The organism is Streptomyces sp. NBC_00193, from assembly GCF_026342735.1.
Classification (GTDB): Bacteria; Actinomycetota; Actinomycetes; order Streptomycetales; family Streptomycetaceae; genus Streptomyces; species Streptomyces stoeckheimensis.
Window position 1 is genome coordinate 499296 of the sequence record NZ_JAPEMM010000001.1, and the last position, 16410, is coordinate 515705.

The 16410-nt window shown below is 71.0% G+C and carries 16 protein-coding genes; 4 read left to right on the top strand and 12 right to left on the bottom strand.

Features of this window, described 5'->3' with window-relative positions; genetic code table 11:
- The first annotated feature begins 24 nt into the window (after positions 1-24).
- A complete protein-coding gene (sbnA, locus tag OG898_RS02065) occupies positions 25-1008 on the top strand; it encodes a 2,3-diaminopropionate biosynthesis protein SbnA (RefSeq protein WP_266954620.1) in 984 nt (327 codons plus the stop codon).
- 72 nt (positions 1009-1080) lie between these two features.
- On the opposite strand, the gene OG898_RS02070 is transcribed toward sbnA, so the two are convergent.
- Both OG898_RS02070 and OG898_RS02075 read right to left on the bottom strand, forming a co-directional pair.
- The gene (locus tag OG898_RS02070; protein ID WP_250742925.1) at positions 1081-2415 is read right to left on the bottom strand and encodes a class I SAM-dependent RNA methyltransferase; all 1335 of its coding nucleotides are present in this window, start codon (positions 2413-2415) and stop codon (positions 1081-1083) included.
- Positions 2416-2543: 128 nt separating this feature from the next.
- Positions 2544-4595: an APC family permease gene (locus tag OG898_RS02075; protein WP_250742926.1), complete on the bottom strand. Its 2052-nt coding sequence runs from the start codon at positions 4593-4595 to the stop codon at positions 2544-2546.
- 242 nt (positions 4596-4837) lie between these two features.
- Between OG898_RS02075 and OG898_RS02080 the strand changes: the two genes are divergently transcribed.
- On the top strand, positions 4838-5506 hold the full coding sequence (locus OG898_RS02080; protein ID WP_250742927.1) for a TrkA family potassium uptake protein: 669 nt from the start codon (positions 4838-4840) through the stop codon (positions 5504-5506).
- Positions 5503-6165: a TrkA family potassium uptake protein gene (locus OG898_RS02085; protein ID WP_214953432.1), complete on the top strand. Its 663-nt coding sequence runs from the start codon at positions 5503-5505 to the stop codon at positions 6163-6165. The genes OG898_RS02080 and OG898_RS02085 overlap by 4 nt, the downstream gene beginning before the upstream one ends.
- Before the next feature lie 220 nt (positions 6166-6385).
- Here the strand turns inward: OG898_RS02085 and OG898_RS02090 are convergent, their stop codons facing one another.
- The 7 genes from OG898_RS02090 to OG898_RS02120 form a co-directional block, all read right to left on the bottom strand.
- On the bottom strand, positions 6386-7108 hold the full coding sequence (locus OG898_RS02090) for a DUF3159 domain-containing protein (RefSeq protein ID WP_266954624.1): 723 nt from the start codon (positions 7106-7108) through the stop codon (positions 6386-6388).
- Between the two features lie 2 nt (positions 7109-7110).
- Complete coding sequence (locus tag OG898_RS02095) at positions 7111-7539, bottom strand: OB-fold nucleic acid binding domain-containing protein (RefSeq protein WP_112451269.1); 429 nt, start codon at positions 7537-7539, stop codon at positions 7111-7113.
- Between the two features lie 24 nt (positions 7540-7563).
- Positions 7564-8250, bottom strand: coding sequence for a response regulator (locus OG898_RS02100; RefSeq protein WP_250742929.1), 687 nt, complete (start codon positions 8248-8250; stop codon positions 7564-7566).
- Positions 8247-10886, bottom strand: coding sequence for a sensor histidine kinase KdpD (locus OG898_RS02105; RefSeq protein ID WP_266954627.1), 2640 nt, complete (start codon positions 10884-10886; stop codon positions 8247-8249). Before OG898_RS02105 ends, OG898_RS02100 begins: the two co-directional genes overlap by 4 nt.
- 163 nt (positions 10887-11049) lie before the next feature.
- Positions 11050-11841 carry a DUF3710 domain-containing protein gene (locus tag OG898_RS02110; RefSeq protein WP_250742931.1) on the bottom strand — a complete coding sequence of 264 codons (792 nt, stop codon included), beginning with the start codon at positions 11839-11841 and terminating at the stop codon, positions 11050-11052.
- 1 nt (position 11842) lies between these two features.
- The gene (gene dut / locus OG898_RS02115; protein ID WP_250742932.1) at positions 11843-12376 is read right to left on the bottom strand and encodes a dUTP diphosphatase; all 534 of its coding nucleotides are present in this window, start codon (positions 12374-12376) and stop codon (positions 11843-11845) included.
- Positions 12376-12960 carry a PaaI family thioesterase gene (locus tag OG898_RS02120; protein ID WP_250742933.1) on the bottom strand — a complete coding sequence of 195 codons (585 nt, stop codon included), beginning with the start codon at positions 12958-12960 and terminating at the stop codon, positions 12376-12378. The genes dut and OG898_RS02120 overlap by 1 nt, the downstream gene beginning before the upstream one ends.
- Before the next feature lie 58 nt (positions 12961-13018).
- Between OG898_RS02120 and OG898_RS02125 the strand changes: the two genes are divergently transcribed.
- On the top strand, positions 13019-13480 hold the full coding sequence (locus OG898_RS02125) for a DUF3093 domain-containing protein (RefSeq protein ID WP_250742934.1): 462 nt from the start codon (positions 13019-13021) through the stop codon (positions 13478-13480).
- 12 nt (positions 13481-13492) lie between these two features.
- On the opposite strand, the gene OG898_RS02130 is transcribed toward OG898_RS02125, so the two are convergent.
- The 3 genes from OG898_RS02130 to OG898_RS02140 all read right to left on the bottom strand — a co-directional run bounded on the left by OG898_RS02130 (position 13493) and on the right by OG898_RS02140 (position 16408).
- Positions 13493-14470: a hypothetical protein gene (locus OG898_RS02130; RefSeq protein ID WP_266954630.1), complete on the bottom strand. Its 978-nt coding sequence runs from the start codon at positions 14468-14470 to the stop codon at positions 13493-13495.
- 12 nt (positions 14471-14482) lie between these two features.
- A complete protein-coding gene (locus OG898_RS02135) occupies positions 14483-14779 on the bottom strand; it encodes a DUF4193 domain-containing protein (protein WP_112451146.1) in 297 nt (98 codons plus the stop codon).
- Positions 14780-15163: 384 nt separating this feature from the next.
- Entirely contained in the window at positions 15164-16408 is a 1245-nt protein-coding gene (locus OG898_RS02140) for a HAMP domain-containing sensor histidine kinase (RefSeq protein ID WP_250742936.1), read from the bottom strand.
- Positions 16409-16410 lie beyond the last annotated feature (2 nt).

Genomic DNA, 16410 nt, shown 5'->3' on the forward strand with positions numbered 1-16410 from the left:
TGCGCGTGTACAGGGAGGTATCCCATGCCGGTCATATCCACACCCCAGGCATTCATCCAGGACGACCTGTACGTCGACCTCGAGGCGATCACCGGACACCGGCTGTTCCTCAAGTGCGAGGGATTCAACTTCGCGGGGTCCATCAAGCTCAAGGCCGCGACCGCCATGGTCGAGGCCGCCGAACGCGACGGCCTGCTCACCCCCGGCTCGACCCTGGTCGAATCCTCCTCCGGCAACCTCGGCGTGGCCCTGAGCATGATCGCGGCCAGCAAGGGCTACCGGTTCGTGTGCGTGACCGACTCCCGCTGCAACCTGGCGACCCGGCTCCTCCTGGAAGCGCTCGGCGCGCAGGTCCACATCATCACCGAGCCCTCACCCACCGGCGGCCTGCTCGGCGCCCGCATCGACCACGTCCGCGCCCTGTGCGCCTCCGACGACCGCTACGTGTGGCTCAACCAGTACACGAACCTCAACAACCAGATCGCCCACTACCGCACCACCGCGCCGGCCATCGCCCGCGCCTTCCCCGACCTCGACGTCCTCTTCGTCGGGGCCGGCACCACCGGGACCCTCATGGGGTGCGCCCGCTACTTCCGCTCCTGGCACCGCCCGGTGCGCATCGTCGCGATCGACGTGGAGGGCTCCGCCACCTTCGGATACCCACCCGGCCGTCGCATGATCCCCGGCCTCGGCACCAGCATCCGCCCGCCGCTCCTCGACACCTCCTACGTCGACGACGTGGTGCACGTCGACGAAGCCGAGACGATCCGCACGTGCCATCAACTGGCCCGCCACGGCTTCGTCTTCGGCGGCTCCACCGGCACCGTCGTCAGCGGCGCCACACAATGGCTGGCCCGGCAGGAACACCCGTTGACCGCGGTCACCATCGCCCCCGACCTCGGCGAGCGCTACCTGGAAACCGTCTACCAGACCGCCTGGGTCCAAGACCTCTACGGCGAGGACGTACTCGAGCCCCGGCCCGAGCTCGAAACCCGCGCACTCGGATGAATCGGATAAAGCCGAGGGCCCCACCGCCGCGCGGTGGAGCCCTCGGTCACGCACACCACCCGGACCCGCAGGTCAGGCGTCCTTCGCCACTCGTTCCAGGATCGCCACGCACTCCACGTGGTGGGTCATCGGGAAGAGGTCGAAGGCGCGCAGGGTGCGGACCTTGTAGCCCGCCTCCTGGAAGTAGCCCAGGTCGCGGGCCAGGGCTGCCGGGTCGCAGGCCACGTAGGCGATGCGGCGCGGGGTGAGGCCGGCCACCTGGCGGACCGTCTGCTTGCCCGCGCCCGCGCGGGGCGGGTCCAGGACGACCAGGTCGCATTCCGTGATGCCGGTCTTCGGGAGGATCGCCTCGACCTTGCCCTGCTCGATGCGGACGCGGGGGAAGTCGGCGAGGTTGTGGCGGGCGTCCTCGACCGCGCGCTTCGTGGACTCGATGCCCAGCACCGCGCCGGTTTCGCCGAGGCGTTCCGCGAGGGCGCCCGCGAAGATGCCGACGCCGCAGTAGAGGTCGAGGGCCATCTCGCCCTTGCGGGGCATCAGGCCCTGCATGACGGCCTTGATCAGGGTGTCGGCGGCCTGGGGGTGGACCTGCCAGAAGCCGCCCATGCCGACGCGGTACGTACGGCCGTCCGCGCGCTCGCGCACGAAGGGGCGGCCGTGGACGCGGTGGACTCCGCCGTCCTTCTCCTCGACGCGGAGCACGGAGACCGGCTTGTCGAGCTCGACGAGCGGGAGGCGGCCGCCCGGGCGGGGGGTCAGGACCACCTGGCGGTCGCCCGAGCCCGTGGCGGCGATGGCCTCGACGGTGGCCATCTGCGGCCAGTCCTGCTGCTCGATGCCGAGCTCGGTGACGCCCGGCGCGGCGATCATGCAGTGGTCGACCGGCTGGATGTCGTGCGAGCGGTGCTTGCGCAGGCCCGCGACTCCGTCCGCGTCGATCGCGTACTGGACGCGGGTGCGCCACTGCGGGACCTGCCCGGCGGGCACCTTGTCGCCCTCGGCCGGCATGACCGTACCGTCCCAGCCGGCCTGCTCCGGGGTGAGCCCGGCGAGCCGCAGCAGCTGCTCGGCGATGACCTCGCCCTTGAGCCGGCGCTGGGCGCCCGGCTTGGCGTGCTGCCAGTCGCAGCCGCCGCACTTGTCGGGGCCGGCGTACGGGCAGGGGGCCTCGACGCGGTCCTTGGAGGGGTCGAGGACGGTGATGGCGTCGGCGCGCAGGAAGCGGGAGTCGACGTCGCCCTCGGTGACCTTGGCGATGACCTTCTCGCCCGGCAGGGTGTGCCGGACGAACAGGACGCGGCCCTCGGCGGTCCGGGCGATGCAGTGCCCGCCGTGCGCGACGGGGCCGACCTCGACCTCGTACTCCTCCCCGACCAGTGACTGCTTCTCGTTCTGCTCGCTCGTCATGGTGGGGAGACTCCAAGGAGATGTGGATCAGAAGATCGGATCGGATCAAAAGGAACGGCCGGACGGCCGACCCACCAGTTTACGTGGATCTCGTCCGGCCGTTCGCCACCCTGCGGCGGCGTGCTCCGTCAGCCCTTGGCCGCCGGGTCCTTCGGCCGCGGGGCGTCCACCGGCCCGCGGCGCACCGCGCCCGGGGCGTTCCACTCCGCGCGCTTCTTCGCCCGCTTCTTGGCCAGCTCCGAGGACTCCAGCTGGTAGGGCACCGAGGTGACCATCACGCCGGGCGTGAAGAGCAGGCGGCCCTTGAGGCGCAGCGCGCTCTGGTTGTGGAGGAGGTGTTCGTACCAGCGGCCGACGACGTACTCGGGGATGTACACGCTGACGGCGTCGCGCGGGTTCTCGCTGCGCAGGCCCTTCACGTACTCGACGACCGGGCGGGTGATCTCGCGGTACGGGGAGTCGAGGATCTTGAGCGGAACGTTGATGCCGCGCCGCTCCCACTCCTCGCGCAGGGCCTTGGTCTCGACCGGGTCGACGCTGATGCTGAGCGCCTCCAGCCGGTCCGAGCGGGTCAGCTTGGCGAAGGCCAGGGCGCGCAGGGTGGGCTTGTGGACCTTGGAGACCAGGACGATGGAGTGGACCCGGGAGGGGCGCACGCTGTCGTCGCTCGGGCCCTCCGCGGCGGCGATCTCCTCGGCGACCCGGTCGTAGTGCTTGCGGATCGCGGACATCGTTCCGTAGAAGATGACCATGCCCAGCAGGGCGACCCAGGCGCCGTGGGTGAACTTGGTGGCCAGGACGACCACCAGCACCATGCCGGTGAAGAAGGCGCCGAAGGTGTTGATCGCCCGGGACCGGTGCATCCGGCGGCGCGCCGCCGGATCGCGCTCGGCGCGCAGGTGGCGGTTCCAGTGCCGGACCATGCCGATCTGGCTCAGCGTGAAGGAGACGAAGACGCCGACGATGTAGAGCTGGATCAGCTTCGTCGAGTCGGCGTCGTAGATCCACACCAGCAGCATCGCGGCGCCCGCGAGCAGCACGATGCCGTTGGAGAAGGCGAGGCGGTCTCCGCGGGTGTGCAGCTGGCGCGGCAGGTAGCGGTCCTGGGCGAGGATCGAGCCGAGCAGCGGGAAGCCGTTGTACGCGGTGTTCGCGGCGAGGAAGAGGACGAGCGCGGTGGCCGCGGCGAGCAGGATGAAGAGGAAGCTGCCGTTGCCGAAGACGGCCTCGGCGACCTGGGAGATGACCGGGTGCTGAACGTACCCGCTGCCGACCGGGACGCCGTTCTCCAGCAGGTCGGTGGCGGGCTTCTCCGCCATCTTGACGTCGGTGGCCATGGCCAGGCCGATGATCCCGCAGAACATGGTGACGGCCAGGCCGCCCATGAGGGCGAGGGTGGTGGCCGCGTTCTTGCTCTTGGGCTTGCGGAAGGCGGGTACGCCGTTGCTGATGGCCTCGACGCCCGTGAGGGCCGCACAGCCGGAGGAGAAGGCGCGCAGCAGCAGGAAGACCAGCGCGAAGCCGGCGATCCCCTGATGCTCGGCCTTGATCTCCAGGCCGGCCGTCGGGGCCTCCATGGTGTCGCCCATGACCAGGCCGCGCCAGGCGCCCCAGGCGATCATCACGAAGACGGCGCCGACGAACACGTAGGTCGGGATCGCGAAGAGATTCCCGGATTCCTTCACACCGCGCAGATTCATCAGCGTGAGCAGCAGAATCATGATCATCGCGGAGAGCACTTTGTGCTCGATGACGAAATCGACGGCGGAGCCGAGATTCTCGACCCCGGAGGAGATCGATACGGCGACCGTGAGGACGTAGTCGACGAGCAGGGCGCTCGCGACGGTGAGACCGGCCCGGGGTCCGAGGTTGGTGTTGGCGACCTCGTAGTCACCGCCGCCGCTGGGGTAGGCGTGGACGTTCTGCCGGTAGGAGGCGACCACGGTGAACATCAGCACGACGACCGCGACGGCGATCCAGGGGCTGAAGTGATACGCCGACACGCCTGCGATCGACAGGACCAGCAGGACCTCGCCAGGGGCATATGCCACCGAGGAGAGCGGGTCGGACGCGAAGACAGGGAGGGCGATCCGCTTGGGAAGGAGTGTTTCCCCGAGGCGGTCGCTGCGTAGCGCCCGGCCGATCAGGATCCGTTTGGGCACGTCGGTCAGTTTGGACACGCAGAGGATCGTAAGCGTTCGAAATCGGCCTGACGAACCCCCCACCCCCTATACGGCGTGAAGTCCCACCGCATCCGGGGCAAAGGAGCGCCGCATCCAGGGCAAAGGAACGCAGCCGACCGTCCAAATGGTCACACTGGTGACCGCCCGTGTGTAGCTTGGGCCATGGTCTGAGACCCTGTTAAGCCAGAGCAGCAATGAGGCTGGAACCCAGCGAGCCGCTGACAGCCGGAAGGACGGCCGTGCACATCGTCATTATGGGCTGCGGAAGAGTGGGCTCCGCCCTCGCGCAGACCCTGGAACAGCAGGGGCATACGGTCGCGGTCATCGACCAGGACCCCACCGCATTCCGCCGGCTGGGAGCCGGATTCGGCGGCCGTCGCGTCACCGGGGTCGGCTTCGACCAGGACACGCTGCGCGAGGCCGGCATCGAGGAGGCGGGCGCCTTCGCCGCGGTGAGCAGTGGTGACAATTCCAACATCATCGCCGCCCGGGTGGCCCGCGAGATGTTCGGCATCGAGAACGTCGCCGCCCGCATCTACGACCCCAAGCGCGCCGAGGTCTACCAGCGCCTGGGCATCCCCACCGTCGCCACCGTCCGCTGGACGGCCGACCAGATGCTCCGCCGGCTGCTGCCTTCGGGCGCCGAGCCGCTGTGGCGCGACCCGAGCGGCGGTGTCCAGCTCGCGGAGGTGCACACCTCCACCGCCTGGATCGGCCAGAAGGTCAGCCGGCTGCAGGAGGAGACCGGCGTCCGCGTCGCCTTCCTCACCCGGCTGGGCGAGGCCATGCTGCCGACGTCGGCGACCGTCCTCCAGGAGGGCGACCTCGTCCACGTGATGATGCGCACGGACGAGATCGACAAGGTGGAGGCCGCCTTCGCCGAGGGGCCTGAGGAGGCACACGCATGAGGGTCGCGATCGCCGGAGCCGGCGCGGTGGGGCGTTCCATCGCGGGCGAGCTCCTGGAGAACGGTCACGAGGTGCTCCTCGTCGACAAGGCCCCGACCGCCATCTCGGTGGAGCGGGTGCCGCAGGCGGAGTGGCTGCTGGCCGACGCCTGCGAGATCACCTCGCTCGACGAGGCGGCGCTCCAGCGCTGCAACGTGGTCATCGCCGCGACCGGCGACGACAAGGTCAACCTGGTCGTCTCCCTCCTCGCCAAGACCGAGTACGGGGTCCCCCGGGTCGTGGCGCGGGTGAACAACCCGAAGAACGAGTGGCTCTTCAACGAGTCCTGGGGCGTCGACGTGGCCGTGTCAACGCCGCGCCTGATGTCGGCGCTGGTCGAGGAAGCCGTCAGCGTCGGCGACCTGGTCCGGCTGCTGCGCTTCAGCCACGGCGACGCCAACCTCGTCGAGCTGACCCTGCCCGCCGACTCCCAGGTCGCGGGCAAGCAGATCAGCGAGATCACCTGGCCCGAGGACACCTCGCTGGTCACGATCATCCGCGGCAACCGGGTGCTCACGCCGCACGGCGAGGAGACCCTGGAGCCGGGCGACGAGCTCCTCTTCGTGGCCGCCCAGGCCCGCGAGGAGCAGCTGGAGGACCTCCTGCAGGCCGCGGACTGACCTGCGGTCCCGCTGAACCGCCGAAGGGGCGGCTGACCATCGTGGTCAGCCGCCCCTTCGTACATCCCGGCTACGGGGCTGCGTGCGCGGCCGGGCCGGTCTGCGGGGCGGTGCCCTGCGGGGGCTCTCCCCTACCCGCCCTTCCACCGTTCCCCGGGCTGCGCCCGGACCCCTGGGGCTCCGCCCCAGACCCCGCGCCTCAAACGCCGGCGGGGCTGATTTAGCCCTTCGCCGCCTTTTGCGCGGCCTCCTCGGCCTCCCACTCCTCGATCACGTTGATCGGCGGCGGCGCCTGCGCCAGGAAGAGCCAGGTGAAGTACACGGCGAGCACCATCGGCGGCAGCTTCAGCGCGATCAGCACCCAGCCGAGCTGCGTCGCGTCGCCCCACCAGTACAGCGGGAAGAGGATCGCGTACTTCGCGAGGAAGATCAGGCCCCAGGCCAGGCTGGCCTTGACGTACGCCTTCTTGCGCCCGGGGTTGCGGGTGCGCCAGGACAGGTTCTCCTTGAAGACCGGTCCCAGGATCACGCCCAGCAGCGGGAAGCCCACCAGCGCGGAGAGCGTGAAGGCCACGCCGAGACCGGCGCCGTAGATCATGCCGGGCAGGTAGAAGCCCTTCGCGCTGCCCGTGAACAGGGCGAAGGCCACGCCCACGCCCACGCCGAAGACTCCGCTGAAGGCGTGCTTGACGGTGTCCTTGCGCGCCAGCCGCACGATCACCAGCAGGACCGCGACCGCGCCCGCCGCGATGGCGGACAGCTTCACGTCCTTGTTGATCGTGTAGATCATGACGAAGAGCAGGCCGGGGAGCATCGTCTCCACGGTGCCCCGGATGCCGCCGAAGGCGTCGAAGAGGGCAGCCTGCGTGACGGCCTTCTGGTCCGCGGTCGGTTCCGCGGCGGGATCCGTGCCGGGGGTGTTCGGTTTGTCGAGTGACGTCACCGTCAGTGCTCCTGTCCGAGCGGTCGGAGTTCGTACTTCGGGTTGAAGAGCACCCGACGGCCGTGGCTCATCGAGATCCGCCCGGAGGCGATCATGCGACGGCCGGGTTCGATTCCCACGATCGAGCGACGTCCGAGCCAGACGACGTCCAGCGCGGCCGAGCCGTCGAACAGCTCGGCCTCCAGGGCGGGGACGCCCGCGCGCGGCCGCAGGGTGACGGTTCGCAGCGTCCCGGTCACCTTCACTATCTGACGGTCGTGGCAGTCGCAGATCCGCGTGCACCCCGCGGCTTCTGCGTCCTCCTGCAGCTCCGCCGAATGCAGCTCCTCCTGCGAGGTGGACAGCCGCTCTATCATCCGGCGGAACCGGCCCGCCGGCCTGGCGGGCTTCGCCGGCTTCGCGGGCTTCTCGGGACGCGGTTCAGCACTCATACAGGAAGCGTACCGGCGCCCCCACTACCTCTCGAAGCGGTATCCCATGCCCGGTTCGGTGATGAAGTGCCTCGGGTGCGAGGGGTCGGCCTCCAGCTTGCGCCGCAACTGGGCCATGTAGACCCGCAGGTAGTTGGTCTCGGTCCCGTACGAGGGCCCCCAGACCTCCTGGAGGAGCTGCTTCTGGCTGACCAGTTTGCCGCCGTTGCGCACCAGCACCTCCAGCAGGTGCCACTCGGTGGGCGTGAGGCGTACGTCGCGACCGGCGCGCACCGCCTTCTTCGCCGCGAGGTCCACCGTGAAGGTCTCGGTCTCGACGACCACCTCGTCCTCGCCGGCCCCGGCGCCCGGTTCCGCCCGCCGGACGGCGGCGCGCAGCCTGGCGAGCAGCTCGTCCATGCCGAAGGGCTTGGTGACGTAGTCGTCGGCGCCCGCGTCCAGCGCCTCGACCTTCTCGTCGGAGCTGTGCCGGGCGGAGAGGACCAGGATCGGGACCCGGGTCCAGCCGCGCAGCCCCTTGATCACCTCGACCCCGTCCATATCGGGCAGGCCCAGGTCGAGGACGACCACGTCGGGGTGGCGGGCGGCCGCCAGTTCCAGGGCGCTCGCCCCGTCGGCGGCCGCGTCGACCTCGTACTTGCGTGCCTTCAGGTTGATCACGAGGGCCCGGACGATCTGGGGTTCGTCGTCCACCACGAGCACCCGGGTCATCGGGGTCCTGCCTTCTGTCGTATCGAATCGAGATCAAAGTCCGCCGGGTGTCCCCCGGCCCCGCCCGGCTCCGGCCCGCCGGGCGCGCTGCGCCCCTCGCCGTCCACGCTCACGGGGACCTGCGGCCGTCCGCCGGTCGCGGCCCGGAGCGTGAGCACCATCGTGAGCCCGCCCCCGGGGGTGTCCTCGGCCTCCAGGGTGCCGTCCATGGCCTCGGCGAAGCCGCGCGCGACGGCCAGTCCGAGCCCGACCCCGGCGCCGCGCGGCGCGTCGCCGTGCCGCTGGAAGGGGGCGAAGATCCGGTCCTTGGCCTCGTCGGGCACGCCGGGCCCGCGGTCCACGACCCGTACCTCGACCCGGTCGCCGAGGAAGCTGGCCGCCACCAGCACCTGCTCCTGCGGCGGGCTGTACTTCACCGCGTTCTCCACCACGTTGGCCACGGTCCGCTCCAGCAGCCCGGGATCCACGGCCACCATGGGCAGGGTCTCCGGGACGTCGAGCAGCACGCTGCCCTCGGGTACGCCGCCCAGCGCCATCGGGACCACCTCGTCGAGGTCGATCTCGCGGATCAGCGGGGTGACGGTGCCGGTCTGGAGCCGCGACATGTCGAGCAGGTTCCCCACGAGGTGGTCGAGCCGGTCGGCGCCGTCCTCGATGCCCTCCAGGAGCTCGGCCCGGTCCTCCTCGGACCATTCCACGTCGTCGGAGCGCAGGGAGCTCACGGAGGCCTTGATGGAGGCCAGGGGCGTACGGAGGTCATGGCTGACGGCGGCCAGCAGCGCGGTCCGGATCCGGTTGCCCTCCGCCATCCGCCGGGCCTCCTCCGCCTCCCCGACCAGCCGCTGCCGGTCGAGCACGACGGCGGCCTGCGCGGCGAAGGCGCCGAGCACGCGCCGGTCCTCGGCGGGCAGCACCCGTCCGGACAGGGCCAGCGCCATGTGGTCGCCGATCGGCATGTCCACGTCGGCGTCCTCGGGGCGGGCGACCGGGTTCGGGCCGACGCTGCCGGCCGGCTGCCAGGGCTCCACGTCGCTCTCGCGCTCCAGCAGGGCCACCGACTCCATGGCGAAGGTCTCGCGGACCCGTTCCAGCAGCGCGTCCAGGGTGGTCTCGCCGCGCAGCACGCTGCCGGCGAGGAAGGAGAGGATCTCGGACTCGGCGCGCAGCCGGGCGGCCTGGTGGGTGCGGCGGGCGGCGGCGTCGACGACGGAGGCCACGGAGCCCGCGACGCCGAAGAAGACGGCGATGGCGACGATGTTCTTGGGGTCCGAGACGGTGAAGCGGTGGATGGGCGGGGCGAAGTAGTAGTTCAGCAGCAGGGAGCCCACGGCGGCGGAGGCCAGTGCCGGCCAGAGCCCGCCGAGCAGGGCGGCGGCCACGGTCAGGGCCAGGAACAGCAGCATCTCGTTGGCGAGACCGGGGTCGGTGTCGATGTGCGTCAGCAGGGCCGCCAGGGCCAGCGGCAGGGCCACCCCGACCACCCAGCCGGCCAGCAGCCGGGTCCGGCCGAGCCGGGCCGCCGAGCGGGCCACGGGCCGCAGGCCGCGGCCCTTGGCGACCTCCTCGTGCGTGACGATGTGCACGTCGAGGTCGGGCCCCGAGTCGCGGGCGACGGTGGCGCCGACCCCGGGGCCGAACACGTACCGCCAGGAGCGGTGGCGGCTGGAGCCGAGCACGATCTGGGTGGCGTTGACCCCGCGGGCGAATTCGAGGAGCGCCTCGGGGACGTTGTCGCCGATCACATGGTGAAACGTTCCGCCGAGGTCCTCGACCAGCGTCCGCTGGACCGCGAGTTCCTTGGGCGAGGCAGCGGTCAGCCCGTCGCTGCGGGCGATGTAGACGGCCAGGATCTCGCTGCCGGAGCCCTTGGCCGCCACCCTGGAGGCGCGCCGGATGAGGGTGCGCCCCTCGGGTCCGCCGGTGAGGCCCACCACGATCCGCTCGCGCGCCTGCCAGGTGGAGCGGATGTTGTGCTCGCCCCGGTACTGCTGGAGGTACTCGTCGGCCCGGTCGGCGACCCAGAGCAGCGCGAGCTCGCGCAGCGCGGTCAGGTTCCCTGGGCGGAAGTAGTTGGACAGGGCCGCGTCGACCTTGTCGGACTTGTAGATGTTGCCGTGCGCCATGCGGCGGCGCAGGGCCTGCGGGGACATGTCGACCAGCTCGATCTGGTCGGCACGGCGCACCACCTCGTCGGGGACGGTCTCCCGCTGCCGCACACCGGTGATCGACTCCACCACGTCGCCCAGGGACTCCAGGTGCTGGATGTTGACCGTGGAGATCACGTCGATCCCGGCCCGCAGCAGCTCCTCCACGTCCTGCCAGCGCTTGGCGTTGCGCGAGCCCGGCACGTTGGTGTGCGCCAGTTCGTCCACCAGGGCTATGGCGGGCCTGCGGGCCAGCAGGGATTCCACGTCCATCTCGGTGAAGGCGGCGCCCCGGTAGACGAGCTCCTTGCGCTCCACCTGCTCCAGGCCGTGCAGCATGACCTCGGTGCGCGGCCGCCCGTGGTGCTCGACGAAGCCCACGACGCAGTCGGTGCCGCGCTCGACCCGGCGGTGGCCCTCCGAGAGCATGGCGTACGTCTTGCCCACGCCGGGGGCCGAGCCGAGATAGATCCTGAGCTTGCCGCGTCCCATGGCGCCATTCTCCGGGACGTCCGCCCCGTTCACGCGCCGATGACCTGCTGTCGGCGGATCCCTGACGGTTCCCTGACGCCGGCAAACACCCTGGCCGGGGGTACGGCCGTGGGCCGCACCCCCGGAGGAGTGCGGCCCACGGCCGTACGGGATCGTGCCGGGGTCAGCGGACCTCGGTGATCTCCGGGCCGCGCTCCAGCTGGCCCATGCCCCCGCCGAAGCGGGAGCCTTCCTGGTCCGCGGCGTCGTCGGTCTGCACGCCGTCCGGCACCATCTGCGCGTCGTTCGGCAGCTTCAGGACGATCGGGTCGCGCGGGGCCATCGGGCCCTCGCCGCGGACCACGACGGTGTCCAGGAAGATCCGCTCCAGCACACCGGCCGACTCGGGACGCACCGCGCCCTGGCCGGAGATGACACCGCGCAGGAACCAGCGCGGGCCGTCCACCCCGACGAAGCGGACCAGCTGGGCGCCGGTCTGCCCGTCCGGGAGCGGTACGGGGACCTGCGCGCGCAGCTCCCAGCCCAGCGGACCCTCGACCTCGTCGATGATGCCGCCCTGCTTGGTGATGCCCTCGGCGATCTCCTCGCGGACCTCGCCCCAGATGCCCTCCTTGCGGGGGGCGGCGAAGGCCTGCAGCTGCACGGCACTGTCGCCGAGCACCACGGTCGCGGCGACGATCGCGTCTCCGGCGACCTCGACCCGCAGCTCCATCCCCTCGACACCCGGTACGAGGATGCCGCCGAGGTCGACCCGGCCTTCCTCGGGGTTGCCGGGGACCTCCGAGATGTCCCACGGGCCGTCGGGACGCGGGGCCGGCGGCAGGTTCACCCTGCGCGGCTGGACCGCGTCTGTCTCCTCCGTGCCGTCCTGCTCATCGGCACCGACGCCGTCGACGACCTGCTCGGCCGCGCCGCCGTCCTTGACGGAGTCGTTCTTCTTGCGACGTCCGAACACGTCACTGTCCTTCCCGGTCGGATACGACCGAAGCGTAGCCATTCCCACCCTGCTGACCAGCGCCGGATCCGGCCACGGCCGCATGACCACCGGTGGAGCCGAAACCCCCCTCGGCCCGCGCCGAGTCGGGAAGCTGCGCCACCTCGCGGAAGCGCACCTGCTCGACTCGCTGGACAACCAGCTGGGCAATGCGGTCGAAACGCTCGAACCTGACGCTCTCGCGCGGGTCGAGATTGACCACGATCACCTTGATCTCCCCACGGTACCCGGCATCCACCGTCCCGGGGGCATTCACGAGTGCGATCCCGCAGCGGGCGGCCAGGCCCGAGCGCGGGTGCACGAACGCCGCGTACCCCTCGGGCAGCGCGATGGAGATCCCGGTGGGCAGGACCGCCCGCTCCCCCGGCTCCAGCTCCGCGGCCACGGTGGTGACCAGATCGCAGCCGGCGTCGCCGGGGTGCCCGTAGGCCGGAATCGGCACCTCCGGGTCGACGCGCCGGATGGCCACGTCCACGCCGGTGTTGTTCTCAGACATCAGGGGTTCACCTCGAAGGCGCGTGCGCGCCTGACCTGGTCCGGGTCGGCCATCGCCGCCCGGATCTCCTCGGGCCGTCCGTTGTCGATGAAGTGGTCGACCTTCACCTCGATGAAGAGGGCGTCGGCGCGCAGCGCGACCGGGCCCTCGGGTCCGCCTATTCGGCCGACCGCGCTGGAGTAGATCTTCCGGCCGGCGACGGCGGTGACCTCGGCCTCCAGGTACAGCACGGTGTCCACGGGCACGGGCCGGACGAAGTCCGTCTCCAGCCGGCCGGTGACGGCGATGACGCGCAGCAGCCAGTTCAGGGAGCCCAGGGTCTCGTCGAGCGCCGTGGCGAGCACGCCGCCGTGCGCGAGGCCGGGCGCGCCCTGATGGGCGGGCTTGACGGTGAACTCCGCGGTGACGCGCACGCCCTCGCCCGCGCGGGCCTCCAGGTGGAGTCCGTGGGGCTGGCCGTCGCCACAGCCGAAGCAGTGCTCGTAGTGCGCGCCGAGGAGTTCGCCGGGGGCCGGGGCATCGGGGTGCCGCACCGGCGCCGTGGCATCGGCGGGGGGCGTCAACGCTGTGTTTCGTCCACTCACAGCCGCAGACCTTACCCGCGCGGCTACCCGCCGGTCGCCTCGTGGCAGGCTTGGCCGCATGCAGCTCTCCCCCGCGCACCACGACGAACGCCTGACAGCCCCCCGTTCCTGGTGGGCCATCGCCGTCCTCACCGGCCTGGCCTGCGCGCTCATGCTGTTCCCGCTGGGCACGCTGCCGCTGTTGGCCGGGCTGGTCGGGGGCACCGCGCTGACGGGGCTGCTGGTGAGTTCGTACGGTTCCCAGCGCGTGCGCGTGGTGGGCGGCGCGCTGGCCGCCGGAGAGGCCCGGATCCCGGTGGCGGCGCTCGGCGACCCGGAGGTGCTGGACCCCGAGGAGGCCCTCGCCTGGCGCACGTACAAGGCCGACGCCCGCGCCTTCATGCTGATGCGCGGCTACGTGCCGACGGCGGTGCGCGTCGAGATCACCGACCCGGCCGACCCGACCCCGTACGTCTACGTCTCCACCCGCGAGCCGCAGGCCCTGGCGGCGGCCATCCGCGCGGCGCAGGGCCGGGACTGACCCCGGCCGGGCTCAGTCCCGCGGATCGACGGCGCGGGGATCGACGGCCCGCGGATCGGCGACGCTCGGATCGATGGCCCGCGGGTCGAACACCCGGCCCTCGACGGCGGCCCTGGCCGCCTCGGGAAGGGGCTCGGCGGGCCGCTCCAGGGGCGGGAGCTGCGGCAGCGCGTTCCAGGGCACGGCGCGGGCCCGCAGGTCCGCACGCACCTTCTCGGCGAGTTTGCGGGTGTCCCGGCGGTTCATGACCGCTCCGACCGCGGCGCCGACCATGAACGGCATCAGGTTGGGCAGGTTGCGGAACATCCGCTTCATGATCTGCTGGCGCAGTTCGCGCTTCATCTGGCCGCCGAGCGCCGCGTTCAGCGTGGTCGGCTTGGTCAGGTCGACCCCGCGCTCCTCCGTCCAGGACGTGAGGTAGGCGACGCTGCGTTCCTTGAGGTTGCCGTGCGGTCGCAGGCCGTAGACCTCGTGGAGTTCGGCGATGAGCTTCAGCTCGATCGCGGCGACCCCGGTGATCTCGGCGGCGAGTTCGGCCGGCATGGCGGGAGGCACCGGCAGCATGGCGGCCGCGCCGATCCCGGCGCCGACCGTGGAAGTGGCGTTGGCGGCGCCCGAGATCAGTTTGTCGGCCAGCTGATCGGGCCCGAGGCCCGGGAACTGCGCGCGCAGGGTCGCGAGGTCCCGAACCGGAACGCGCGGTGCGTTCTCGATGACTCGGTCGGTGAGGTAAAGGGCGGCGGCCCTGGCGCTTTCGCCGCCCTTGCGCACACCGTTCTTGACGGCTTGCAGCCGACGGACCCCGGAGTGCTTCCGGGGCCCCTCGCCGGCCTCGGAGGCCGACGGCACCGCCGTGGCGGTGTCGGGGAGCACGGCGGGTACGCCGGGGGCTCCAGGGCCTGTTTCCAGGCCCTCGGTCCCCTCGTGCGTCACCGCCGGATCACCAGCTTTTCGGAAGCGCCGCTTCCGAAAGGGTGTCGAGCCAGTCACGGCCGACGCCTCTCAGTCGCATTCGCGGCAGATCGGCTGACCGTTCTTCTCGCGCGCCAGCTGGCTGCGGTGGTGCACCAGGAAGCAGCTCGTGCAGGTGAACTCGTCGGCCTGCTTCGGCAGGACCCGTACGGCCAGTTCCTCGTTGGAGAGGTCTGCGCCGGGCAGGTCGAGGCCCTCGGCGTTGTCGATTTCGTCCAGGTCGACGTTCGAGGACGACTTCTCGTTGCGACGAGCCTTCAGCTCTTCGATGCTGTCGTTGTCTACGTCGTCGTCGGTCTTGCGCGGGGTGTCGTAGTCCGTTGCCATAGTTCGCTCTCCCCCTCTGGGATTTAGCGGGTGTCTCAGCGCACGTAACGCGCGAGAGGCCGGACTTGTGCCCGACCTGAGGCGGAGATTTTGCCTCACATCAAGGTCTGTTACTCAATCGACACCCAGCCGCACATTCAGAAGAGCGATTGGCTGGGATGACGACCGGGACCGTACACGGTCCGGGGGCCGTCTTGCACAAACGCCACCCCATGTATTTCCCGCCGCTAGGGGGGCCGGAAACCCGGACTTCCCGGGCTTTCCGGCCCCGCCAAGGTCACTGAGCGCATAGGGCCGGACACTCGACACTGTGATCGATCGCACAGAAGTCACTGTCTTCATGACCCAAGCATTCAGCCAACAGCGAACACGGGGTGGCCGCCCTCACAAGGGCAGAGTGACACGCATCACGAGGCCACCGCCCTCGCGCGGGACCGCCTGGATCCTCCCGCCGTGTGCGCGCGCCACGGAGCGCGCGATGGAGAGGCCGAGCCCGACACCCTTGTCGCTGCCCGTGCGCTCCGTACGCAGCCGTCTGAAGGGCTCGAAGAGGTTGTCCACCTCGTACGCGGGAACCACGGGACCCGTGTTCGATACCAGCAGGACCGCCTGCCCGTGCACGGCCTCGGTGGTGACCTCCACCCAGCCGCCCTCGGGCACGTTGTAGCGGACGGCGTTCTGCACCAGGTTGAGCGCGATCCGCTCCAGCAGCACGCCGTTGCCCTGGACCACGGCCAGCGCGCGCTCGCCGCGGATCTCCACGCCCTTGGCCTGCGCCTCCCCGCGCGCCTGGTCGAGGGCGCGCGAGGCCACCTCGGCCAGGTCCACGGGCTTGCGCTCGATGATCTGGTTGTCGCTGCGGGCCAGCAGCAGCAGGCCCTCGACCAGCTGCTCGCTGCGTTCGTTGGTGGCCAGCAGGGTCTTGCCGAGCTGCTGGAGCTCCACCGGCGCCCCGGGATCGGACAGGTGCACCTCCAGCAGCGTCCGGTTGATGGCCAGCGGGGTCCTCAGCTCGTGCGAGGCATTGGCCACGAACCGCTGCTGGGCCGTGAAGGCCCGCTCCAGCCGGTCGAGCATCTCGTCGAAGGTGTCGGCGAGCTCCTTGAGCTCGTCGTCCGGACCGTCCAGCTCGATCCGCCGGGTCAGGTCGGAGCCGACCACCCGGCGGGCGGTACGGGTGATCTTGCCGAGCGGCGAGAGCACCCGGCCGGCCATCGCGTAACCGAAGGCGAAGGCGATGATGCTCAGCCCCATCAGCGCCATCAGCGAGCGGCTCAGCAGATCGTCCAGCGCGTGCCGGCGCTGTTCGAGGATGCACGAGTTGATCGCGGCGTTGAACTGTTCGACCGCCTGTCCCGAACCGTTCACGCCGGGGCAGGTGCTGCTGACCCGGATCGGGCCCCCGTCCACGATCGTGAACGGCAGCGCGTTGCCCTGGCGCAGCGCCTGGGCCGCCAGCAGGTAGATGATCGACAGCAGCAGGATGCCGGCGATCAGGAACATCCCGCCGTACAGCAGCGTCAGGCGTATCCGGATGGTCGGCCGCAGCCAAGGGAAAGGACCCTCGGGCTGGCCGGGGTCCCAGGTCGGTTTCGGTGGCGCGGCGGGTGGCGCCGGGGTCGCTGCCACCC